Source organism: Streptomyces sp. A012304 (assembly GCF_026008495.1).
In the GTDB taxonomy this organism is placed as follows: Bacteria; Actinomycetota; Actinomycetes; order Streptomycetales; family Streptomycetaceae; genus Streptomyces.
Map to the genome: position 1 here is coordinate 17,599 of NZ_BQUN01000034.1, position 21,267 is coordinate 38,865.

Here is a 21,267-nt window from a genome sequence, read left to right on the forward strand (position 1 = left end):
GAACCGGGCCCGCGGCGACTGTGGAGGGGTCGGCGGGGCTGTGCTCAGCGCCGGCGGCCGCGGACGCGCCGGCCGCCGCCGATGCCCGCGACGTGCAGGGCGAGGAGGGTCAGGCCGAGGAGCATGACGTTGGTGGAGGTGAAGACGTCGTCGGTGGAGATGTCCGCCGCGTCGATGAGAAAGGCGATGAAGAACGCCACCGCCGCGATGATGGCCAGCACGGTCTTCCGTCCCTTCGGGATGTCGGCTCGTTCGGGGCCGTTGCTCTGCGGATGCCCGGAACGGACCTGAGTAGCCGTACTCAGGCGGGACGGACCCGGCGCCATGACACTGGGTCCGGATCGAACCCGTCGGAAAGGCCCCTCGTGCTCAGCCGTGCCGCCACCGCCCTGACGCCGTTCTTCGGGCGGCTCACCGTCTCCAGCGACCTGCGCGCGCGGGTGCCCGTGGGGAGCATCTTCGTCGCCAACCACGACTCCCTGGCCGACCCCGCGGTCGTCCTGGCCGCGCTGCGGCGGCTGGGTGTGGAGCCGACCGTCATGGCGGCGGCCGGGCTGTGGCGTGTTCCGGTGCTCGGGCGGGCCCTGGCGCGCGAGGGTCACATCCCCGTCCACCGCCGGTCGGCGCGCGCGGCGGACGCGCTCGACGCCGCCGCCGAGGCGCTCGCCGGTGGCCGGCACGTCCTGCTCTACGGTGAGGGCCGCCTGCCCGACCGCAGGGACGCCGCCCCCCGGCCGCCCGAGCAGTTCCGCACCGGACTCGCCCGCCTCGCGGGGGCCTCGGGCGCGCTGGTGGTCCCGGTGGGGCACGCGGGCGCCCGGCGGATCTCCTCCGGCTCCACGGCGAAACAGCTGGCGGGCGCCCTGACAGCACCGCTGCGCCGCCCCCGCTGCCATGTCCACGTCGGCGCCCCGATGTGCCTGCCCACCGAGCCGGGCCCGGGCACGGTCGCCGCCCGCCACGCCGTCACCGCGGCCTGGCGCACAGCCGTACGGATGGCCGACAGGACACACCCGGAGCAACCGCCGCGCGGATGACCGACAAGCCTCCGGGGGTGGCTTGCGGGTCCCACCCCCGTGCGGGTGACGGCGGGAGACACCCGGTGCGGCTCCCGGCATGACGCTCGTCCGGCTCAGTGCCGCTCGGGTGGTGGTGCGGTGCTCTCGCGCACCACCAGACGGGTCGGTACCAGCGTCGTCCCGTGTTCGGGATCGTGGCGGCGCATCTTGCGCAGCACGGCCCGCACGCAGAGACGGCCGACCTCGGCGAAGTCCTGGTGCAGGGTGGTGAGCGGCGGCAGGAAGGAACCGGCCTCGGGAATGTCGTCGAAGCCGATGACACTGACGTCCTCGGGCACGCGCCGCCCGCGTTCGTGGAGGGCGCGCAGCAGGCCCAGGGCCATCTGGTCGTTGGCAGCGAAGACGGCGGTGCAGTCCTCGCGGGCCGCGAGCTCGAGACCGGCGTGGTAGCCGGACTCCGCCGACCAGTCGCCCCGTACCACGGGCGGGGCCGGGCGGCCGGCCTCGGTGAGCGCCCCGCGCCAGGCGTCCGCGCGGCGCTGCGCGGCGAAGGAGCCCTCGGGTCCGGCCAGGTGCCAGACCGTGGAGTGGCCGAGGTCCAGCAGGTGCTGCACGGCGGTGCGGGTGCCGCCGGCCTGGTCGGTGTCGACGACCGTGTAGTGGCTCCCGGCGTCGGAGTCGACGACCACGACCTGGACGTGCGGCGGCAGCTTGACCGTCGCGGCGTCCAGCAGGTGGACCTCCATGATGACGATCACCGCGTCGACGGCGAGTTCCTCCAGGCGGGAGAACGCCCCGCGCACCTCGTCCTGGGTGGGGACGGCGACCGGCAGCAGCGTCACCGCGTACCCCTCCTCGGCGGCGGACGTGGCGATCGCCTCCAGGGTGCGTACGTTGCCGGTCGTGGAGAGGGTGAAGGTGATCACGCCGATGGTCCGGAACTCGCCGCGTTTGAGCGCGCGGGCCGCGCTGTTGGGCCGGTAGCCCAGCTCCTTCATGGCGGCCAGCACCTGCTGCCGGGTCTCCTCGTTCACTCCCGCGTAACCGTTGGAGACACGGGAGACGGTCTGCGACGACACACCGGCGAGCCGGGCCACGTCCGCCATCGAGGCGGTGGCGCGGGGGCGGCCGCGGGGGCGTTTCACGGCGCCGCCGGGCTCCGGCGCGCCGGTGGCCGGATCCGTGGCCGGGCCCGTTCCGTTCGCCCGGGTTCTTTCAGCCATGTCCATGCGTTGTCCCCACCTCTCTTTCGCCGCGGGTGCCACGGTCTCACCAGGGGACCCTTGACCATCGTCATCGGCGCAGTGTAGACATGCCGCCATCAGATGTTTACGTAAACATAACAGCCCGTCGGGTGCGCGCGATGGCCGGATGTTTGCGTAAACATCGCGGCGGTGCGGCACGGCGGAGCGGTGCGGCACCCGGGTTCCAGGACTGCACTAGCGAGGAACGACATGACGACGCTGCAACCGCCGGCGGCCGCAGAACCGCGGCCGGCACCCCCTCCGGCGAGACGGGACCGCCGCTCCTGGACGGGGTGGGGTTTCATCGGTCCCTTCGTGGCCGTGTTCGCCCTGGTCTTCCTGGCACCGATCGTGTATTCGATCTACCTCAGCCTCTTCCGCGACCAGCTCATCGGCGGCACCACCTTCGTCGGATTCGACAACTACACGCAGGCGCTGAAGGACGACCAGTTCTGGGCCGCCCTCACCCGCGTGTCGCTCTTCCTCGCCGTCCAGGTGCCGATCATGCTCGGCATCGCCCTGCTGGTGGCCCTGGCCCTGGACAGCGGACGGCTCTACGGCAAGAGCTTCTTCCGTATCACCATCTTCCTCCCGTACGCGGTGCCCGCAGTGGTCGCCACCCTGATGTGGGGCTTCATGTACGGCACGAAGTACGGACTGGTGGGCGACATCAACGAGGCGTTCGGCGTCTCCCTGCCCGACCCGCTCTCCCCCGACCTGGTGCTGGCCTCGATCGGCAACATCGTCACCTGGGAGTTCGTCGGCTACAACATGCTGATCTTCTACTCGGCGCTGCGCGTCATCCCGCACTCCCTGTACGAGGCGGCGGAGATCGACGGCGCGGGACAGTGGCGGGTCATCACCGCCATCAAGCTGCCCGCGATCCGCGGCGCCCTCGTCATCGCGACGATCTTCTCGATCATCGGCAGCTTCCAGCTCTTCAACGAGCCCAACATCCTGCGGCCGCTGGCGCGCAACGCCATCACGACCGACTACACCCCGAACTACTACACGTACTCGCTGTCCTTCAACGGCCAGCAGCACAACTACTCCGCGACGGTGGCCATCATCATGGGCGTGATCACGATGGTGATCGCCTACGTCGTGCAGCTGCGCGGCATGCGCAAGGGAGCGTGACCCGATGAGCAGCCCTCTCACCACCGACTCCCCCGCCGCCGCCAAGACCTCCGGCCCCGGTACGAGCGCGCCACGGCTGCGCGCCCCGCGCAGGCACTCCCCCGGCAAGCCCCGGCGCAGCGTGCTGCTGACGGTGCTGACCTCGCTGGTCGTCCTCTACACCGTGGTGCCGCTGATCTGGCTGGCCATCAACGCCACCAAGACCCAGGCGGGCCTGGCCGATTCCAACGGCCTGTGGTTCAGCGACGACTTCGCCCTGTGGGACAACATCCGCGACACGTTCACGTACGACGACGGCGTGTTCTCGCGGTGGCTCCTGAACACCCTGCTGTACGTGGTGCTCGGCGCCGGCGGCGCCACCCTCCTCGCGGTCCTGGGCGGTTACGCGCTCGCGAAGTTCGACTTCCCCGGCAAGCGCGGGATCTTCGCCGTGGTCATCGGCGCCGTCGCCGTCCCGGGCACGGCCCTCGCGGTGCCCACGTTCCTGATGTTCAGCAAGATGGGGCTGACCGACACCCCGTGGGCGGTGATCATCCCCTCGCTGGTCTCGCCGTTCGGCCTGTATCTGATGTGGGTGTTCGCGGCCGAGGCCATCCCCACCGAGCTGCTGGAGGCCGCCCGTATCGACGGGGCCGGCGAGGCGCGCACCTTCTTCACGGTCGCCCTGCCGCTCCTCGCCCCCGGCATCGTGACCGTCCTGCTGTTCACCACGGTCGCCACCTGGAACAACTACTTCCTGCCGCTGATCATGCTCAAGGACTCGGACTGGTATCCGCTGACCCTGGGCCTGAGCGTCTGGAACTCCCAGGCGGAGACGATCGGCGGCGACGTGATCTTCAACCTGGTGATCACCGGTTCGCTGCTCACCATCATGCCGCTGATCGCCGCGTTCCTGCTGCTGCAGAAGTACTGGCAGTCCGGGCTCGCCGCGGGAAGCGTCAAGGAGTGAGCCCGCCCCCCGGCACCACCCCCCTCAGCCCCACGATGCGCACCCCCACCCTCACCCTGTCCCACCCACGAAGAAGTGGAAGCACCTCCATGCGCAGAACGACCAGCCGCCTGCTGCGCGGCATCGCCCTCCTGTCGACGCTCGCCCTGGGCGCCACCGCCTGCGGCGGCTCGGACGACGGCACCGACCAGAAGGCCGTCTCCGCCTCGGACATCCAGGCGGCCCTGAAGAAGGGCGGCACGGTCACGGTCTGGGCCTGGGAGCCCACGCTGAAGACGGTCGCCGCCGACTTCCAGAAGAAGTACCCCAAGGTCAAGATCAACCTGGTCAGCGAGCGGTCCGGCGACAAGCACTACACCGCGCTGTCGAACGCCATATCCGCCGAGAAGGGCGTGCCCGACGTCGCCCAGGTCGAGTACTTCGCGGTGAGCCAGTACTCCCTCACCAAGGGCCTGTCCGACCTGGCCCCGTTCGGCGCCGACAAGCTCGCCTCGAAGTACACCCCGGGTCCGTGGAACGCGGTGAGCGAGGGCAAGGCCGTCTACGGCCTGCCGATGGACTCCGGCCCGATGGCGCTGTTCTACAACAAGACGGTCTTCGACAAGTACAAGGTCGCCGTCCCCACCACCTGGGACGAGTACGTCGAGGCGGCCCGCAAGCTGCACAAGGCCGACCCCAAGGTCTACATCGCCAACGACGCCGGCGACGCCGGCTTCACCACCAGCATGCTGTGGCAGGCGGGTTCGCGCCCCTACAAGGTCGACGGCACCAAGGTGAAGATCGACTTCTCCGACGCGGGCGCCAAGAAGTACACCGACACCTGGCAGAAGCTCATCGACGAGAAGCTGCTCGCGCCCATCAACGGCTGGACCGACGACTGGTACAAGGGCCTGGGCGACGGCACCATCGCCACCCTGGCCACCGGCGCCTGGATGCCCGCGAACTTCGTCACCGGCGTGCCCGGTGCCGCCGGTGACTGGCGCGCGGCCCCGATGCCGGCCTGGACCAAGGGCGACAAGGCGAGCGCGGAGAACGGCGGCAGTTCGCTGACCCTGCCCGCGCTGGGCAAGAACAAGGAACTCGCCTACGCCTTCGTCGAGTACGCGAACGCCGGTGACGGTGTGCAGACCCGCGTCAAGCAGGGTGCCTTCCCGGCGACCACCGCCGAGCTGCAGTCCACCGCGTTCCAGAGCACCAAGTTCGACTACTTCGGCGGCCAGGAGGCGAACAAGATCTTCGCCGAGTCCGCCGCCAATGTCGCCGACGACTGGTCGTACCTGCCCTTCCAGCAGTACGCCAACTCGATCTTCAACGACACCGTCGGCAAGGCCTACGTCGGTGGCACCAAGCTCGCGGACGGTCTGAAGGCCTGGCAGGACGCCTCGGTCAAGTACGGCGAGGAGCAGGGCTTCACCGTCGAGAAGTAAGCGACAGACAGCGACGCCGGGCGGCGCGGTCGAGGCCGCGCCGCCCCCTGCACCACCTTCCGGAAGGACCGCCATGATCTCCACCCTCCAGTCCCGCCCGCACAGCGGGGCGGACGGTGCTCCCGCTCCGCGTCTGGCCTACGGCGCCGACTACAACCCCGAGCAGTGGCCGAGGGACGTGTGGGAGGAGGACGTCCGGCTGATGCGCGAGGCCGGCGTCACCGTCGTGTCCGTGGGGATCTTCTCCTGGGCACGTCTCCAGCCGGGCCCGGACACCTGGGACTTCGGCTGGCTCGACGAGGTCATGGACCTGCTGCACGCGGGCGGCATCGGGGTCGACCTGGCCACCGCGACCGCCTCCCCGCCGCCCTGGCTGACCACCGCCCACCCGGAGATCCTGCCGGTGACGGCGAACGGCGAGACGGTGTGGCCGGGCGCCCGGCAGCACTGGCGGCCCACCTCCCCCGTCTTCCGTGAGCACGCCCTGCGCCTGGTCCGCGAGATCGCGACGCGCTACCGGGACCATCCGGCGCTGGTCGCCTGGCACGTCTCCAACGAGCTGGGCTGCCACAACGTCTACGACCACTCCGAGGACGCGGCGCGCGCCTTCCGGGTCTGGCTGCGCGCCCGCTACGGCACCCTGGAGGCCCTCAACCACGCCTGGGGGACGGCCTTCTGGTCGCAGCGCTACAGCGACTGGGAGCAGATCCTGCCGCCGCGGCTCGCCGCCTCCCACCCCAACCCGACGCAGCAGCTGGACTTCAAGCGGTTCTCCTCGGACGCGCTGAAGGACCATCTGCGCGCGGAGCGGGACATCCTGCGGGAGATCACACCCGACGTGCCGGTCACCACCAACTTCATGGTGATGGGCGGCACCAAGGGCATGAACTACGCGGACTGGGCCGACGAGATCGACTTCGTCTCCAACGACCACTACGTCCACCCCGGGCCGCAGGACCGCGACGAGCTGTCGTTCTCCGCGAACCTCGTCAGCGGCATCGCGGGCGGCCGGCCCTGGTTCCTGATGGAGCACTCCACCAGCGCCGTCAACTGGCAGCCCGTGAACGTGGCCAAGCGGCCCGGTGACCTGGCCCGTGACTCGCTGCTGCACGTCGCGCACGGCGCCGACGCGGTGTGCTTCTTCCAGTGGCGGCAGTCGGCGGCCGGCGCCGAGAAGTACCACTCGGCGATGGTTCCGCACGCCGGGGCGGACAGCGACCTCTTCCGCGCGGTGACCGGCCTCGGCGCCACCCTCAAGGCCCTCGCGCCGGTCGCCGGCACCGAGCGCGAGCCGGCCCGGGTCGGCATCCTCTTCGACTGGGAGTCGTGGTGGGCCAGTGAGCAGGACTCCCACCCCACCTCCCTGCTCGACTACCGGCAGGAGGCCCTCGACTGGTACTCGGCGCTCCTCGCCCTCGGCGTGCGCGCCGACCTCGTCACCACCCGCGCCGACCTCTCCCGGCACCAGGTGCTGATCGCCCCGGTGCTGCACATGGTGCCCGCCGAGCTCGCCAAGGAGCTGACGCGCTACGCCGAGCAGGGCGGCCACCTCGTCACCACGTACTTCTCCGGGGTCGTCGACGAGAACGACCACGTCTGGCTGGGCGGCTACCCGGGCGCGCTGCGCGAGCTGCTCGGCATCCGCATCGAGGAGTTCGGGCCGCTCCTCGCCGGGGAGAGCGTGGAGCTGGACGACGCGTCCACGGGCAGCCTTTGGACCGACCGGATCACCGTCACCGACGCCGACACCCAGGTCCTGGCCCGCTACCGCACGGGCGTGCACGCGGGCCGGCCCGCCGTGACCCGGCGGCCCACCGGCGACGGCTCGGCGTCCTACGTCTCCACGCGTCTGGGCGCCGACGGGCTCGCCTCGCTGCTGCCGCGGCTGCTGGAGCCGGCCGGGGTGAGCAGCGAGCTGCCGGCCGAGGTGCGCGGACGAGTCGAGCTGACCGTCCGGCGCGGGGCCACGGGCCGGTTCCTGTTCGTCGTCAACCGCACCGACGACACGGTGCCGGTGACCGGTCTGCCCGGCGAAATCCTGCTCGGGACCACCGAAGCCGACGGCGCGCTCGTCCTCGGCCCGAGAGCGGTCGCCGTACTGCGGCAGCCCTCCGCCTGACCCCGCGCCTCCCCCGTACCCCCATGACTCCTCGGCACGGCACGCACCCGTGTCGGGGGCCATCCCTTCCCGCCCCGACAGCGGGAAGGGCCCACGCAGCGACCGCACCGCAGTTGGGAGCACAGATGGCACGCCGTACCCGCAGCAGACGGTCCCTCGGGGCCGCCGCACTCACCGCCCTGGCCACCGGGGCCGCCCTGCTGAGTGTCCCCGCGCAGGCGGAGGCAGCCGCCTCCGTCACCGTGCAGCCGGACCCGTCCTACCAGCAGGAGAGGTTCGAGGGCTGGGGCACCAGCCTGGTCTGGTTCGCCAACGCCACCGGCGACTACCCGCCGGCGATCCGCGAGAAGCTGGCGCGGCTCCTCTTCGGCGACGACGGGCTGGCGCTGAACATAGCCCGGTACAACATCGGCGGCGGCAACGCCCCGGACGTCAAGGACTACCTGCGCGCGGGCGGCGCCGTCGAGGGCTGGTGGCAGGCCCCGGCCGGCACCACCCGCGAGGACACCGACTGGTGGAGCGCCGACGACCCGGCCGACTGGAACAAGGACGCCGACGCCACCCAGCGCTGGTGGGTGGACCGCATCAAGAAGGACATCACCCACTGGGAGACCTTCAGCAACTCCCCGCCCTGGTTCATGACGGTCAGCGGCTATGTGTCGGGCGGCTTCAACGCCACCACCGACCAGTTGAAGACCGAGTCGGTCGACGACTTCGCCGCCTACATGGCGGGCGCGACGAAGCGGCTGGAGAAGGCGCACGGCATCAAGGTCAAGACCGTCGACCCGTTCAACGAGCCGAACACCAACTACTGGAGCACCCGCCTGGGTGCGGACGGCGAGCCGGTCGGCGGCCGTCAGGAGGGCGCCCACATGGGCCCCGAGCTCCAGCAGAAGGTTCTCGCCGCTCTGGCGCCCGCGCTGAAGAAGGCGAAGACCAAGGCGGAGATCTCCGCGATGGACGAGACCAACCCGTCGATCTTCGCGCAGAACTGGAACGCCTACTCCCAGGAAGCCCGTGACGCCGTCGACCAGATGAACGTCCACACCTACGGCACCGGGCAGCGCACCACCGTCCGGGACCTGGCCAAGGCGGCGGACAAGCCGCTGTGGATGAGCGAGGTCGAGGGCGACTGGGGCGACGGCCAGAGCTTCACCGACATGCGCCCCGGTCTCGGTCTCGCCCAGCGCATCGTCGACGACCTGCGGGAGCTGGAGCCCAAGGCCTGGGTGTTCTGGCAGCCGGTCGAGGACTACGACAACATGAAGCCGGGCGGCGAGTCCGCCAAGGGCGGCAACTGGGGCAGCATCCAGATCCCGTTCAGCTGCACCTCCACGGACACCCTGGAGACCTGCCCGATCTACACGAACACCAAGTTCGACACCGCCCGCAACTTCACCCACTTCATCAAGCCCGGCGACAAGCTGATCAAGGTGAACGACACCTCCAGCGCCGCCGCCGTGACCAAGGACGGCAAGGGCCTCTCGCTCGTCCACGTCAACAGCACCACCGAGGCCCGCACGGTCACCATCGACCTGTCCAAGTTCCGCCGGATCGGCAAGGACGCGACCGTCACCCCGGTCGTCACCAGCGCCGACGGCAAGCTGGAGCAGCAGGCGCCGGTGAAGGTCAGCGACCGCAAGGCCACCTTCACCGTGCCCGCCCAGTCGGTGACCTCCTTCGCCGTCCAGGGCGTGTCCGGTGTCGCGAAGGACGCCCCGCTGATCCGCAAGGGCCACACCTACACGCTGACCGGTGTCCAGAGCGGCAAGGCCGTCACCGTCGCCGCGAACGGCACCAACCTGGTCATCGGCACGGGCAACGGCAGCACCGCCCAGCAGTGGCAGCTGGACGCCCGCTACGGCGAGACCGGCGCCCGGCAGCGGTACGTGTTCGCCAACCCGGCGGAGGGCGAGCGCCTCGCCGTCCGTGACAACGTGCCCGTGGTGGAGCCCGACACGGGCGAGCGGGACCCCGCCACCGAGTGGATCATGTCGACCACCGGTGACGGCACCTGGACGCTGGTGAACGTCGCCACCGGGCGCCTGCTGGAGGTCGGCGGGCAGGCCACCCACGAGGGTGCCGCCGTCACCACCTGGCAGGCCAACTCCGGTGCCAACCAGCGCTGGAGGGTGACGGACGTGACCCCCACGGACTGACCCCGTCCCACGTCACTCCGGCGACCCGCGCCCGTACCGTGTTCCTCGCGGTGCGGGCGCGGGCATTGCGGGTCAGGAACGCAGCGCCTTGCGCGGGCGGCCCCGGGAGACCCGCTTCCACAGCTCGGGGAGTTCCCGCTCCCGTGCGGCGGCGTTCGCCTGTTCCAGGCCGTGGAGCAGACCCCAGGTGAAGCCGGGCTCGCCGGCGGCGTGGGCGGCGACCGCCTGCTGGCGCAGGGTGTCGCGGGCGACGACGCTGTCGTGGTGGTCGCCGAGCGCCTTCTGAACCGCCTTGACCCGCTTGGCCAGCCGCTCCGCCGGGCCGCCGAGGGCGGGACGGGCCGCCTCGGCGGCGTAGCGCAGGCGTTTGGCGCCCTTGCGGGCGTCGTGGAGGGCGGCGTCGCGGTCCGGGCCCGGCGGCTTGTTCCGGGCGCGTTCCAGCCGGTCGGCGAGCCGGTCGTACTCCTTCGAGAGCGCCTTGGGCAGGACCTTCGCGGGCTTGCGGGAGGCCTTGGAGCGCAGCGGCGGTCGGGTGCTCAGCCGGTTCAGCGCCTCCAGGAGGGCCAGGTAGCGGGGGGAGGTCAGCGCGGCGAGGGAGCGTTCGCGGGCCTCGGAGGAGCGGGCGGCGTCCCAGGCCTGGAGGCGGGCGGAGGCGGGGCCGAGGACCAGTTCGCCGGGCAGTTCCTCCAGGGCCGTGCGCATCCGCTCCGCGAGTACCTCCTGGTCGCGTTCGGCGCCCAGTTCGGCACCGAGCCACTTCAGCTCGGCCCGGAGCGGGTCGGTGACCTCGCGGTCGAAGAGGGAGCGGTACGAGCGCAGACAGCTGCGCAGGCGCCGGCAGGCGACCCGCATCCTGTGCACCGAGTCCGGCAGTCCGCGGCGTACCGCCGGGTCGAGGTCCACCAGGGTGCGGACCTGCTCACGGACGTAGGCGAGTACCTGCCCACCGGCGGAGCCCGCCGGCACCTCGGTGGGCCGGTCAGGTGCGGGCGCCGTGTCCGGGGTGGTCTCCGCGAGGGCTCGGGCCAGCTTGGACGGTGTCCGCAGCCGGGTGAAGCCCTCCTTGCCGAGCGCCTTGTCGACGCGGTCGAGGAGGCGACGGTCGCCGTCGCCGACGAGTTCGACCTCCAGTTCCACCCAGTCCGCGCGTCCGCCGTCCACCCGCAGGGAGTCGGCCCGCACCTCGTCGAGGACGACCTCGGCCAGCAGCGCGCCGTCGGCGTCCAGGAGTTCGCGTACGGCCCGGTGGGAGCGGACGCGCACCACCGGCTCCAGGGGGGCGCCGCGGGTCCGGGAGAGGGTCAGCTCCCGCAGCCGGCCGGGGATCTCCTCCTGGAGCGGCGCGTGAACCTCCTCACGGGTGTCGTCGTCCAGCGGCAGCTTGAGGTGCCAGCCGGCGTCGGAACCGCCCGTGCGGCGGCGCAGGGTCGCGGCGCTGCGGGTCAGGCGCAGGTCTTCGGTGTCGTAGTAGACCGCGTCCAGGTCCTGGGTGCCGGCGTCGGCGAGGGAGGTGCCGTCGCCCGCGCCGGTCAGGCCGGGCAGCCGGGGGAAGTGGGCCGAGCCCGGCGCCTCGTACTTTCGCTCCGTCTCCCGTGTCGACTGGGTCATGTGTACCCGGTTGACGCACCGCGCCGAATCAAACCTGTCCGGTGGGCGCCGCCGCCGGGACGCGCTCCAGGACACCGCCCGCGAAGACGTCGTACAGGGGCAGGGTCTCCAGGTGGACGTAGCCGATGTGGCAGTCGCAGGCGGTCAGCGGGCAGGGACGGGGGCGCAGCGCGGCACGATAGGAGCCGTCGTAGAGGTTGCCGAGCGGGGTGCGGACGAAGTGGCAGCGGCGGACGGTGCCGTCGCCGTCGACGGAGATCACGGACTCGCCGGTGCGGCAGGGCAGGCCGGCGCTGGGGTGCGGGTGGCGGCTGTAGGGGAAGAGCGGGTCGAGGGCGGTCCACAGGTCGGCGTCGGCGTCCGGGTAGGTGTGGCCCTCGGCGGCGTTGACCCACAGGTAGACGTGGTCGGGCAGGTCGGCGCGCAGGCGCCGGGCCGCGTCCAGGTGCTCGGGGAGGCCGACGACGCCGACGCTGAAGCGGATGCCGCGCTCGGCCAGGTCGCGGCACTTGGTGAGGAAGCGGTCGTAGGGGGTCTGGCCCGGGTGGTAGGTGCACCACAGGGCGAGGGTGTCGGGGTCGGCGTCGGCGAGCCAGTCGGTGCGGCAGCTGAGGTTGGTCTGGATCGCCACCCGGCGGATGTGCGGCAGGTGGGAGAGGTCGGTGAGGGCGCGCCGGTACCAGGAGCGGACCAGGCCCTCGCCCCAGGGGGTGAAGAGGATCGACAGGCGGTCGCCGGTCTGCGCCGTGGCCCACCGCGTGAACCGTTCGAGGGCGGCGCGGTCGGCGCGCAGCTGGGCGCCGGTGTCGCGCCGCTTGGCGAAGGGGCAGTAGGGGCAGTCGTAGTCGCAGGAGGCGAGCGGGCCGCGGTAGAGGAGGGTCAGGTCCATGGTGGTCCGGTCACTTCCTCTCGTAGGCGGCCATGGCGGCGCGGACGGCCGGGGAGAACAGTTCGGGGCCGATGGCGTCGGAGTGGGCGAGGCCTTCCGGGGTGAGCCTCAGCGTGGCCGGGTCGTCGTCGGCGAGCCAGCCGCGGTCGGCGAACCGGGCGAGTTCGGGCGCGAAGTCGTCGGCCGGGGTGCGGCCGAAGCGGGCGCGGTAGTCGTCCAGAGGCAGGCCGTCGGCCTGGAGGAGGGACTGGAGCAGATGCCGGCGGCGGGCCTCGGCGGGGTCCATGGGATAGCCGATCTCGGCATGGGCGAAGTCGGCGGCGGGCCGGGAGACGTAGTCGTCGATGATCGCGCGGATCTGGTGCATGTCGACGGCGTAGTCGAAGGAGTAGTGCAGGCCGGCCGTGTAGGAGCGGGCCCCGCAGCCGAGGCCGATCATGCCGTCGGTCTGGCAGGCGTAGTCGTCGGCGCCCTGGGGCGGGGCGTCGGCGCGGCGGAACATGCGCATGGACTGCTGGGTGTAGCCGTGGGCGAGGAGGTGGTCGCGGCCGGCGCGGTACAGGCGCAGCCGCTGCTCGTCCCACGCGGGGTCGGGGCCGGTGCGGCGGCGGTCGAGGCCGGTCAGGGGGCGGACGTAGAGGGGGTAGAGGTAGAGCTCCTCGGGGTGCCAGGCGAGGGCCGCGTCCAGGGAGCGCAGCCAGGTCTGCTCGCTCTGGCCGTCGATGCCGTAGATGAGGTCGATGTTGAGGACCGGGACGCGGGCCTCGCGGACCCGGGCGAGGGCCGCCTCCACGTCGGCGCGGCGCTGCGGGCGTACGGCGGAGCGGGCCTCGGAGTCGACGAAGCTCTGCACGCCCAGGCTGAGCCGGGTGGCGCCGCGGGCGGCCAGCACCGCGAGGCGGTCGGCGGTGGCGGTGGCCGGTGAGGCCTCGACGGAGAGCGGGACGGTCTTCAGGTCGGCGCCCATGCGGTGCTCGGCGATGTCGCACAGGCGCTCCAGCTCGGCCGCGGTGAGGAAGGTGGGGGTGCCGCCGCCGAAGGCCGCGGTGGCGAAGCGGGCCTCGTCGGACTCCCCCAGTGCCTCGCGTACGGCCGTCGCCTGGCGCTCCAGCGCGTCCAGGTAGGCGCCGGTCAGGCCGTCCGGGGCGCCGACGCGGGTGAAGAGGTTGCAGAAGCCGCAGCGGACCTCGCAGAACGGTATGTGCAGATAGAGGGAGAGGGAGTGCTTGGGTTCGGCCGCCCACAGGGTGCTCAGCGGCGGGCGGTCGGGGAGCCTGCGGTAGGCGGTCTTGTGGGGGTAGGCGTAGACGTAGCTCTGGTACGGGCTGGTGCGGGTGGGCTGGGGCAGGGTGGTCATCGGGTGGCCTCGGCGGGGTCGAGGAAGAAGTGGGCGTAGGGCACGGTCCACACGGACTCGTGGCCGAGGCGGTGGCCGGTGTAGCCGTCGTCGCCGTAGGCGGTGCCGTGGTCGGAGCAGACGATCGCGAAGCAGCGGCGCCGGCTGCTCACGGCGGCGAACAGCCGTCCGATGTGCCGGTCGACGTACTCCAGCGCGGCGGCGTGCGTCGCCCGGGTGTCGCCGGCCTCGCGGGTGGCGCCGGGCAGGTGGAACCAGTTGGGCTGGTGCAGGGCGGAGACGTTGACGAAGAGGAACAGCCGCCGTTGTGCGGGGAGTCGGCGCACGACCTCCTCGGCGCGGGCGACCTGGTTCTCGAAGGACTCGGGCGAGGTGACGCCGAACTCCGGTGCCCAGTGCGACTCGTGGAACAGGCCGGGCAGCACCGAGCCCAGCGGGCCCTGCTTGTTGAAGAAGCCCACTCCCCCGACGCACACGGTGTGGTAGCCCGCGTCGGCCAGTCCGGTGACGAGGTCGGGGGTGTCGTAGACGAAGGTGCCGTCGGCGGTGGTCTCGCTGCCCGCGAAGCTCGCCGCGAACAGGCGCGGGTGCGGTCCGGGCGCGGCCGGGGTCGGCAGGAAGCCGGCGAAGATCGCCTGGTGGGAGGCGTAGGTGAAGCTGCCCGGGGCGTGCCGCTTCTCCCAGCGGCCGCCGGGGAGGTGGCGGGCGAGGTTCGGTGTGCGGCCGGTGGCCGCCAGTTCGGCGGCGACGTCGAAGCGGAGGGTGTCGAGGGTGACGAGAAGGAGGTCGTGGCTGCCGACGACCTCGTTCATGTCGGGCTCGCCCGGCGCCCCCGCGGTGGTGGGGGCACCGCGGGGCGCGAGCGGCGGCTCGGGGTGCGGGGCGTGCGAGGGCATGCGGGTGTTCCTGTTCTCTTTCTTGGTGCGCCGCGCTCAGCGGGCGAGTGTGGCAAGCGGTCGCCGGAGGGCGGCGGCCACCTGGGCGGCATAGGTGTCCAGGCCTTCCGCTCCGCTGCCGGGCAGGCCCGTGAGGCGGGGCAGCAGGTCGCCGAAGGCGTTGACCTCGCCGACCGCGGCTCTGCGCCAGCCGACGGCCGGCAGGAGGTCGACGCCGACGCAGAGGGTGCGCGGGAAGCAGGCCGCGGCCCGTTCGCACACGCCGAGCACGTCGGTCCAGCGGGCGCCCGAGGCCTCGACGGACCGCCGGGCCTCGGCGAGGTCGCCGCGGCGGCCGCCGAGGTGGAGGTTGGTCAGCGGGGTGCGGCTGGTGCGGACCACCGCGTGGGTGGCTCGGCCGGCCACGACGACGACTCTCAGGTCGGCGGCGCGGCCCTGCTGGGACGCCTTCGGCAGCCAGCGCTCCAGGTGCAGTCCGTCGGGGGCGAGGGCGTCGACGACGGCCGCGACGTCCCGTTCGCGCTCGTAGCGGCGCACCTTGAGGGAGTTGTACAGGCGGCCGTCCGGGGCGAGTTCCACGGAGGTCGTCGCCCGGATCCGGCCGGCCCCGCCGGTCTCCACGGCGAGCACGCCCGACGCCGAGGATCCGTGCGCCGGCTTCACGAACAGCCGCGGCATCCGGTGCTCCCGCATCAGCGCCCGCACGTCGTCCCAGCCGCGGACCGGCGCGGCTGCCGGGCCCGAGGTGGGCGAGGCGGGGACCGGGACGCCCGCCGCGTCGAGGACGGCGTGGCAGCGCCGTTTGTCGAACAGCACGGCGAGGTCGTCCGGGTCGTGGAGGCGGATGCCGCCGCGCAGCCCCGCCAGCGCGGCGGTGAAGGCGGTGTACCAGCGGGCCGAGCCCTCCACCCGGGTGGGGTCGTCGATGCCGCGCAGCAGCCGGTCCACCCGCGGGTTCTCCCCCGGCGAGTCGATGCGGACGATCTCGTCGGGGGCGAACTCGGCCCCGCCCGCGCACAGGACGTCCGTCCAGGGCACGACGCGCGGGGCGGGCAGGCCGGCCGCGCGCACCGCGTCGCCGAAGAGGGTGACCCGGCGGTTCTCGGGGTTGCCCACGACCGCGAAGCGCGGCCGCGGGTCACGTGCCGACGGCGCCATGGCGTCTCCTCGGGGGCGTCCGCGGCGGTGGCGCGGGGCGGGCGGGCTGGTGCACGGCGGGGGTCACTCGCCGACGGCGATGTACCGCCACACCGTGCCGTCGTCCTCCTCGTCCTCCTCGGCGTCGCCGCGGTCGAGGTCGACCTCGACGCCGGCGGGCTCCAGGGTCTGCCGGATCCGCTCCAGGAGGGGTTCACGGATGTAGTGGTGGTGGAGGTCGAGGGTCTTCAGGTGGGTGAGGGGCTGGCCGCCGAGGAGGGCGGCCACTCCCTCGTCGGTCAGGATGCCCATGGACAGGTCGAGCACCTCCAGGCGGGCGACGACCGGCGCGGAGGCGACGGCGGCGGCGACGGCGTCCTGGATCTCGCTGTTGCGCAGCGCGAGATGGCGCAGGCGCGGCAGGCGGGCGCCGGAGAGGATGCCCTCCAGGTCGGCGGCCTCGCTGTCCCCTCCGTACTCGGGGGTGCCCAGCCACAGGTCGAGGTGCTCCAGCGCGGGCAGGTCGGCGGCGCCGACGCCCCGCACGACGTGTGCGGGCAGCCCGCCGCTCTCCAGGGTCAGCCTGCGCAGGCCGGTGTGGCGCAGGGCGGGGAAGCGCAGGCCGGAGCCGCCGCGCACGCCGAACTCCTCCAGCTCGGGGAAGGCGGCGAGCAGGGGCGTGACGTCGGTCTGGTTGATCCAGGAGATCTCGCACTCCTCGCCGACGATGTCGCCGAAGAACAGCGCCCGCAGGGCGGGGAAGCGGTCCTTGGCCGCCACCAGCGCCTCGATGACAGGGGTGGGGTCGGTGTCGTACGCCTCCTTCCAGGCGCCCACGATCAGGGCGCGCACGCGGGTGGTGTCGACGGCGGCGCAGAAGCGGGCGAACGCGTCCGTCCACTCCTCCTCGGCGTCGTACACGTCGCTGGTGATCCGCCAGGCGAAGCCGTCCGCGTCGGGCAGGCCGTCCATGCGCTCGCCGGGGCCCGGGAAGGCGTAGGCGGGCAGCCGGTACAGCGCGTCGAGGTGTCCACCGATGGTCATGCGGCTGCTCCTGTGCAGAAAGGGGGTGCGTCCGTGATGACCGCAGTTCTACCAACAGGCACTGACAACGCCCGGCGGCGGGGCCGAGGTCCCGGGGCGTTGTCGGTGGCGGCCCTGCCGTCGGCGTCATGCCGGAGTACTACGGGCACGAGCGCTACCTGACCGACTCCGGTGCGCGTCCCGTCCACCGGGACGAGACGGGCGCGCTCTGGCGGATCGACCTGGACGGGGACGAGCCGGTCGTCAGGGTGGAGGTCCTCAACTCCACACCGGGGCCGGACGGGACGCGACGGACGTACTGGCCGCGCGTCCGTCGGCCGGGCCCGCCCGGGCGGGGGTCGCCCGGACCTTCGGCTGCACGCGGACGCGTACGCGCCGCTGCGGGAGACGCAGGACGGGTGTGCCGGCGCCTGGTCCCCGCGGCGGGACCAGGTCACCAGGGTTCCCGGTGTCGCTCAGTCCTCGGGTAGGCGCGAGAGGATGTCCGTGACCTGGTCGCGGACGACGGCCCGGCGCTCGGCGGGCAGGTCGGCGAGGTCCGTCCGGTCCAGGGCGTGCAGAACCTGGTCGGTGCCGGTGCCGGTGTCGCAGGGCGTCCGGCCGGTGAGGACCTCGTAGCCGTCGCGGACGGCGACGCGCAGGCTCCTGCGTCCGTCGCCGTCGGCGTGCACGGCGGTGGCGACGACGAAGGGCGGCGGTCCGCCCGCCTCGGCGGGCAGCTTGCGGTAGCCGCTCACCAGCGGATCCTTCCAGCGCAGGCCGAGCATGAGGGGGCGCTTGGCCACGACCTCGGCGAGTTCGGTCTCGTACACGCGGTCGGGTCCGAGGACCGTGGCCCGGGCGTCCAGGACGAGCGCCGCCGGGAGCAGGCAGCGCAGTGTGCTGCCGACGATGTTGCCGCCGACCGTGGCCGTGCGGCGCACGGCTCCGGTGCCGACCGTGGCGGCGGCCCCGCGCAGCACCTCCGGGGCGTCGGCGCCGATGCGGTGGAGCACCACGGCCGCGCCGAGCGTGCCGCGCCCGACGGTGTTGGCCGCGGGCAGCTCGCGCAGGGACATGGCCTGCTCGGGAAAGCCGTCGCGCTGCCAGCCCGCCCAGACGAGGGTGGCTCCGCCGATCGGCACGGCTCCCTCGTTCAGGCACTGCTGGGCTTCGGATATGGAGGTGGGGAAACGCAACAACACGGATACCGACCTGCCTTCCCGTGAAGTCGGCGACGAGGACCGAAAGTCCTCAGCCAAAAATGATCAGCGGCAGACCGAATTCTGCCCACGCCCGCGGGGGCGCGTACAGGGCTCACGTCGTCGCCGCACGCGCCCCTCATGCTGAAGGCCGGTCAGCGGCGTCACCTTGAAAATCCGTTGCGGTCATGCCTTTCTCCCACGGACTCTGACCGCATGTCCTATCTTCTGCGTCCCGCCACGCTCGATGACGCGCCGGCCGTCACCGGTCTGCTCAACGCCATCGACCTGATTGAAATCGGTCAGTCCGAGACCGACTTGCACACCGTCGAGGCGGATCTGAAGCATCCGGAGACCGACCTCGCGCGGGACTCCTGGCTCGCCTTCGAGGGGGACCGGCTCGTGGCCTACGGACTGCTGTGGGACGAGTCGTCGGGTGAGCGCATCGACATCGACCACTACGTCCTGCCCGAGCATCAGCGGGCCGGGGTGCTGCTGCTGGACGCGATGGAGGCCCGGGCGCTGGCCAAGGCACGGGAGAACGGCGCCACGAGGGCGGTGGTGCACCTGCACCTCAACGTGCGGCCGACCACCGACACCGACCTGCTGCGCACGCGTGGCTGGAGCGTCGTACGGCGCTATCACGTGCTGCGCCGGCCCGTCGACGCCGCGCGGGACCTCGCTCCGGACCTCCCCGAGGGCGTACGGGTGCGGCCCTGCGCCACGGAGGCGGACCGGATGCGTGTGCACGAGCTGTACCAGTCCAGCTTCGCCGGGCACTTCGACTTCCAGCCGCGCGGCTACGAGCAGTGGCTGCACGACATCGACGCCACCGGCCTGGACTGGTCGCTGGTGTGGATCGTCGGCACGGACGAGCTGGGCGACGCCGGGTTCCTGCTGGCGCGTGACGACCGGGAGGCGATGGGCTGGATCCGCAGCATCGGCGTGATCGACGCGGCCCGCGGCCGTGGTCTGGCCGGGCTGCTGCTGCGGCACGCCTTCGCGGCCTTCGCCGCCCGGGGCCGGGACACGGTGGGGCTGGGCGTGGACACCTCCAACGCCACCGGGGCTCCCCAGCTCTACGCGCGCAACGGGATGACCGTCCACTACGCCGTCGACACCTGGGAGGCGGTCCTCGACCGCCCCTGACGCGGACGGAGCGTGTTCCACGCCAACTTCCCTTCCCACGCGGCGATTTGTGGCGTACGGGACCGGTCGTCACCCGTAGTCTGTGATCACGGGGCGGGCTTCGCCGTCCCGCACGACCACACGATGTGGCGGAACTGCTCCGTTCCGCACGACGACGCGAGAGGAAACGTGCCTGTGCGCACCCAGAGGCAGCGGGACGAAGCCGGCGCACCCTCGTTCACGGCTCGGAAGCAGCCCACCGCAACGGCGCCACGGCCGCTCCTCGACCGGACGGCTCCCGCGGCGATGGCCGCGCTCCAGCGCGCGGCGGGGAACGCGGCCGTGATGCGCGCGCTGGCGCGCCAGGCCGACCAGGAGAAGCACACGCACGGCGCGGGGTGCGGACACGACATGCCGGTCCAGCGGTCGGCCGTGCACGACGTGCTGCGCTCGGCGGGCCGCCCGCTGGACGCGTCGGTGCGGGGCGAGATGGAGGCGAGGTTCGGCGAGGACTTCTCGGACGTCCGGCTGCACACCGACTCCCGGGCCCGGCAGTCGGCCAAGGAGGTCGGTGCCCTCGCCTACACGTCCGGCAGCAGCATCGTGCTCGGCGACGGGGCCGCCGACAAGCACACCCTCGCCCACGAGTTGACGCACGTCGTCCAGCAGCGCCGCGGGCCGGTGTCCGGCACGCCCACCGCCGACGGCCTGTCGGTGAGCGACCCCGCTGACCGGTTCGAGCGGGAGGCCGAGGCCAACGCCCACCGGGTGATGGCGGGTCCGGTGCCCGCCGCCCGTCCGGACGGCCCGCACCGGACCGGGGGCGGGAGCCCGCAGTCCGTGGAGGCGGGCGGGCATGCGCCCGTGCAGCGGATGGTCACCGTGAGCCCGGAGATGTACCTCCGGGGAATCCAGGCCGACGCCGCGAGTGTGAGCAAGGAGCAGCTTGTGATGTACCTGAACACGGTCGTGTGGGACGACCTGCAGCAGGCGCTGAGCATGCTGAGCGACGACGAGACGATCGCGGACCTCCAACGGCGCAAGAAGGTCCTGATGGGGCTGTTCAAGTCCGGCTCGCCCGACACGCAGAAGATCTTGCAGGAGGCGAACGGCCTGTTCGAGGCCCTGCGGAAGGCCCAGAACAATTTCGACGGCCTGTGGGCCAACCGGGACACGCGGTACGCGACGACGCCCGACGCCGCATCGGGGTACAGCCACACGACACGCAGCAACCCGGTGTGGGGGGACGAACCCGGCATGCGCCAGCAGGTCGCGGAGGGTCTCGGACCGGGGGTGCACGGCAACGCCTACCCCGAGGTGCCGCCCAGGCTCCAGAGCCACAGCAAGGGCGGCGCGAACCTCCCGGTGAAGCAGCTCACCTGGCAGCAGGCCCGCACCCTCCTGCCCCGGCCGCTGATCAACCTCCTCTTCGACGTCCGCTACCAGCTGGAGGCACCCGCCGGCTCCGGACACGTGGTCGACGAGCGCACCCAGGACCAGAAGAACCGCAGGGTGAAGAGCCCTGACGAGCCCGGCACCCTGCGCAGCTGGCACCAGGACGACTACGGCAGGATCCCCGACAACCAGTTCCAGGAAGGTGCGATACCGCCCCACGCGCAGTCGCTGCACCAGCACTACACCGCCCATTCGCAGAGCGGCGCGGGGTCCTCGGTGCAGAACGCCGCCACGGGACCGCGCGGCCTCGCCGAGTACACCGGAACGGGCACCGACGGCTCGCACAACGTCAAGGTGGTCCTGGACTACATCCAGAAGCGGGTCTATCTGACGTTCACCCACTACCAGTACTGGGCGCTCGTCGCCGGTGCGAACGGCGGCGCTCCCTACAGCTTCTGGGGCAGCGACAGCCAGAAGCTGGAGGAGGCGCAGGGCAAGCTCGCCCACGAACACCCCCAAGCCAGCGCCGTCATGCTGAGCCCCTGGGTGGAGATCCTGATGCCCTGAGCGATACGGCC

At 72.2% G+C, this 21,267-nt stretch carries 17 protein-coding genes and 1 pseudogene; 9 read left to right on the plus strand and 9 right to left on the minus strand.

Features of this window, described 5'->3' with window-relative positions; translation table 11 throughout:
- Positions 1 to 44 precede the first annotated feature (44 nt).
- A complete protein-coding gene (locus ALMP_RS07210) occupies positions 45 to 221 on the minus strand; it encodes a hypothetical protein (protein WP_264925397.1) in 177 nt (58 codons plus the stop codon).
- Positions 222 to 365: 144 nt separating this feature from the next.
- Between ALMP_RS07210 and ALMP_RS07215 the strand changes: the two genes are divergently transcribed.
- Positions 366 to 1,037 (plus strand): 1-acyl-sn-glycerol-3-phosphate acyltransferase, encoded by a 672-nt coding sequence (locus ALMP_RS07215; protein ID WP_264925398.1) that lies wholly within the window; start codon positions 366 to 368, stop codon positions 1,035 to 1,037.
- Between the two features lie 95 nt (positions 1,038 to 1,132).
- Here ALMP_RS07215 and ALMP_RS07220 read toward each other — a convergent pair whose 3' ends face one another.
- Positions 1,133 to 2,125 carry a LacI family DNA-binding transcriptional regulator gene (locus ALMP_RS07220; protein ID WP_264925555.1) on the minus strand — a complete coding sequence of 331 codons (993 nt, stop codon included), beginning with the start codon at positions 2,123 to 2,125 and terminating at the stop codon, positions 1,133 to 1,135.
- 348 nt (positions 2,126 to 2,473) lie between these two features.
- On the opposite strand from ALMP_RS07220, the gene ALMP_RS07225 reads away from it, so the two are divergent.
- The 5 genes from ALMP_RS07225 (at position 2,474) to ALMP_RS07245 (ending at position 10,054) form a co-directional block, all read left to right on the plus strand.
- Positions 2,474 to 3,400 carry a carbohydrate ABC transporter permease gene (locus ALMP_RS07225; RefSeq protein WP_264925399.1) on the plus strand — a complete coding sequence of 309 codons (927 nt, stop codon included), beginning with the start codon at positions 2,474 to 2,476 and terminating at the stop codon, positions 3,398 to 3,400.
- A 4-nt stretch (positions 3,401 to 3,404) separates the two neighbouring features.
- A complete protein-coding gene (locus tag ALMP_RS07230) occupies positions 3,405 to 4,349 on the plus strand; it encodes a carbohydrate ABC transporter permease (RefSeq protein WP_264925400.1) in 945 nt (314 codons plus the stop codon).
- A gap of 89 nt (positions 4,350 to 4,438) precedes the next feature.
- The gene (locus tag ALMP_RS07235) at positions 4,439 to 5,776 is read left to right on the plus strand and encodes an ABC transporter substrate-binding protein (RefSeq protein WP_264925401.1); all 1,338 of its coding nucleotides are present in this window, start codon (positions 4,439 to 4,441) and stop codon (positions 5,774 to 5,776) included.
- A gap of 73 nt (positions 5,777 to 5,849) precedes the next feature.
- Positions 5,850 to 7,895: a beta-galactosidase gene (locus ALMP_RS07240; protein WP_264925402.1), complete on the plus strand. Its 2,046-nt coding sequence runs from the start codon at positions 5,850 to 5,852 to the stop codon at positions 7,893 to 7,895.
- 125 nt (positions 7,896 to 8,020) lie between these two features.
- Positions 8,021 to 10,054, plus strand: a complete 2,034-nt coding sequence (locus ALMP_RS07245; protein WP_264925403.1) for a glycoside hydrolase — start codon at positions 8,021 to 8,023, stop codon at positions 10,052 to 10,054.
- Between the two features lie 72 nt (positions 10,055 to 10,126).
- Here ALMP_RS07245 and ALMP_RS07250 read toward each other — a convergent pair whose 3' ends face one another.
- The 6 genes from ALMP_RS07250 to ALMP_RS07275 form a co-directional block, all read right to left on the minus strand.
- The gene (locus tag ALMP_RS07250; RefSeq protein ID WP_264925404.1) at positions 10,127 to 11,662 is read right to left on the minus strand and encodes a CYTH and CHAD domain-containing protein; all 1,536 of its coding nucleotides are present in this window, start codon (positions 11,660 to 11,662) and stop codon (positions 10,127 to 10,129) included.
- A gap of 28 nt (positions 11,663 to 11,690) precedes the next feature.
- Positions 11,691 to 12,551 (minus strand): STM4011 family radical SAM protein, encoded by an 861-nt coding sequence (locus ALMP_RS07255; protein WP_264925405.1) that lies wholly within the window; start codon positions 12,549 to 12,551, stop codon positions 11,691 to 11,693.
- Between the two features lie 10 nt (positions 12,552 to 12,561).
- Positions 12,562 to 13,908: an STM4012 family radical SAM protein gene (locus ALMP_RS07260; protein ID WP_264925406.1), complete on the minus strand. Its 1,347-nt coding sequence runs from the start codon at positions 13,906 to 13,908 to the stop codon at positions 12,562 to 12,564.
- Positions 13,905 to 14,720, minus strand: coding sequence for an STM4013/SEN3800 family hydrolase (locus ALMP_RS07265; RefSeq protein WP_264925556.1), 816 nt, complete (start codon positions 14,718 to 14,720; stop codon positions 13,905 to 13,907). The genes ALMP_RS07260 and ALMP_RS07265 overlap by 4 nt, the downstream gene beginning before the upstream one ends.
- A 120-nt stretch (positions 14,721 to 14,840) precedes the next feature.
- Positions 14,841 to 15,962, minus strand: a complete 1,122-nt coding sequence (locus ALMP_RS07270) for an STM4014 family protein (RefSeq protein WP_264925407.1) — start codon at positions 15,960 to 15,962, stop codon at positions 14,841 to 14,843.
- A 63-nt stretch (positions 15,963 to 16,025) separates the two neighbouring features.
- Positions 16,026 to 16,985, minus strand: coding sequence for an STM4015 family protein (locus tag ALMP_RS07275; RefSeq protein WP_264925408.1), 960 nt, complete (start codon positions 16,983 to 16,985; stop codon positions 16,026 to 16,028).
- A gap of 125 nt (positions 16,986 to 17,110) precedes the next feature.
- Between ALMP_RS07275 and ALMP_RS07280 the strand changes: the two are divergent.
- A pseudogene (locus ALMP_RS07280) lies at positions 17,111 to 17,375 on the plus strand (DUF6745 domain-containing protein); the annotation flags it as partial.
- A gap of 65 nt (positions 17,376 to 17,440) precedes the next feature.
- Here the strand turns inward: ALMP_RS07280 and ALMP_RS07285 are convergent.
- Positions 17,441 to 18,169 (minus strand): FAD binding domain-containing protein, encoded by a 729-nt coding sequence (locus ALMP_RS07285; protein WP_264925409.1) that lies wholly within the window; start codon positions 18,167 to 18,169, stop codon positions 17,441 to 17,443.
- Between the two features lie 213 nt (positions 18,170 to 18,382).
- On the opposite strand from ALMP_RS07285, the gene ALMP_RS07290 reads away from it, so the two are divergent.
- Together ALMP_RS07290 and ALMP_RS07295 are read left to right on the plus strand one after the other, a co-directional pair.
- Positions 18,383 to 19,315 (plus strand): GNAT family N-acetyltransferase, encoded by a 933-nt coding sequence (locus ALMP_RS07290; protein WP_264925410.1) that lies wholly within the window; start codon positions 18,383 to 18,385, stop codon positions 19,313 to 19,315.
- 174 nt (positions 19,316 to 19,489) lie between these two features.
- Positions 19,490 to 21,256, plus strand: a complete 1,767-nt coding sequence (locus ALMP_RS07295) for a DUF4157 domain-containing protein (protein ID WP_375803450.1) — start codon at positions 19,490 to 19,492, stop codon at positions 21,254 to 21,256.
- Positions 21,257 to 21,267 lie beyond the last annotated feature (11 nt).

Bases quoted from the DNA above. Each gene is read 5' to 3' on its own strand.
- ALMP_RS07220 (WP_264925555.1), bottom strand. From the start codon at position 2,125: ATGGCGGACGTGGCCCGGCTCGCCGGTGTGTCGTCGCAGACCGTCTCC.
- ALMP_RS07225 (WP_264925399.1), top strand. From the start codon at position 2,474: ATGACGACGCTGCAACCGCCGGCGGCCGCAGAACCGCGGCCGGCACCC.
- ALMP_RS07230 (WP_264925400.1), top strand. From the start codon at position 3,405: ATGAGCAGCCCTCTCACCACCGACTCCCCCGCCGCCGCCAAGACCTCC.
- ALMP_RS07235 (WP_264925401.1), top strand. From the start codon at position 4,439: ATGCGCAGAACGACCAGCCGCCTGCTGCGCGGCATCGCCCTCCTGTCG.
- ALMP_RS07240 (WP_264925402.1), top strand. From the start codon at position 5,850: ATGATCTCCACCCTCCAGTCCCGCCCGCACAGCGGGGCGGACGGTGCT.
- ALMP_RS07245 (WP_264925403.1), top strand. From the start codon at position 8,021: ATGGCACGCCGTACCCGCAGCAGACGGTCCCTCGGGGCCGCCGCACTC.
- ALMP_RS07250 (WP_264925404.1), bottom strand. From the start codon at position 11,662: ATGACCCAGTCGACACGGGAGACGGAGCGAAAGTACGAGGCGCCGGGC.
- ALMP_RS07255 (WP_264925405.1), bottom strand. From the start codon at position 12,551: ATGGACCTGACCCTCCTCTACCGCGGCCCGCTCGCCTCCTGCGACTAC.
- ALMP_RS07260 (WP_264925406.1), bottom strand. From the start codon at position 13,908: ATGACCACCCTGCCCCAGCCCACCCGCACCAGCCCGTACCAGAGCTAC.
- ALMP_RS07265 (WP_264925556.1), bottom strand. From the start codon at position 14,720: ATGAACGAGGTCGTCGGCAGCCACGACCTCCTTCTCGTCACCCTCGAC.
- ALMP_RS07270 (WP_264925407.1), bottom strand. From the start codon at position 15,962: ATGGCGCCGTCGGCACGTGACCCGCGGCCGCGCTTCGCGGTCGTGGGC.
- ALMP_RS07275 (WP_264925408.1), bottom strand. From the start codon at position 16,985: ATGACCATCGGTGGACACCTCGACGCGCTGTACCGGCTGCCCGCCTAC.
- ALMP_RS07290 (WP_264925410.1), top strand. From the start codon at position 18,383: ATGTCCTATCTTCTGCGTCCCGCCACGCTCGATGACGCGCCGGCCGTC.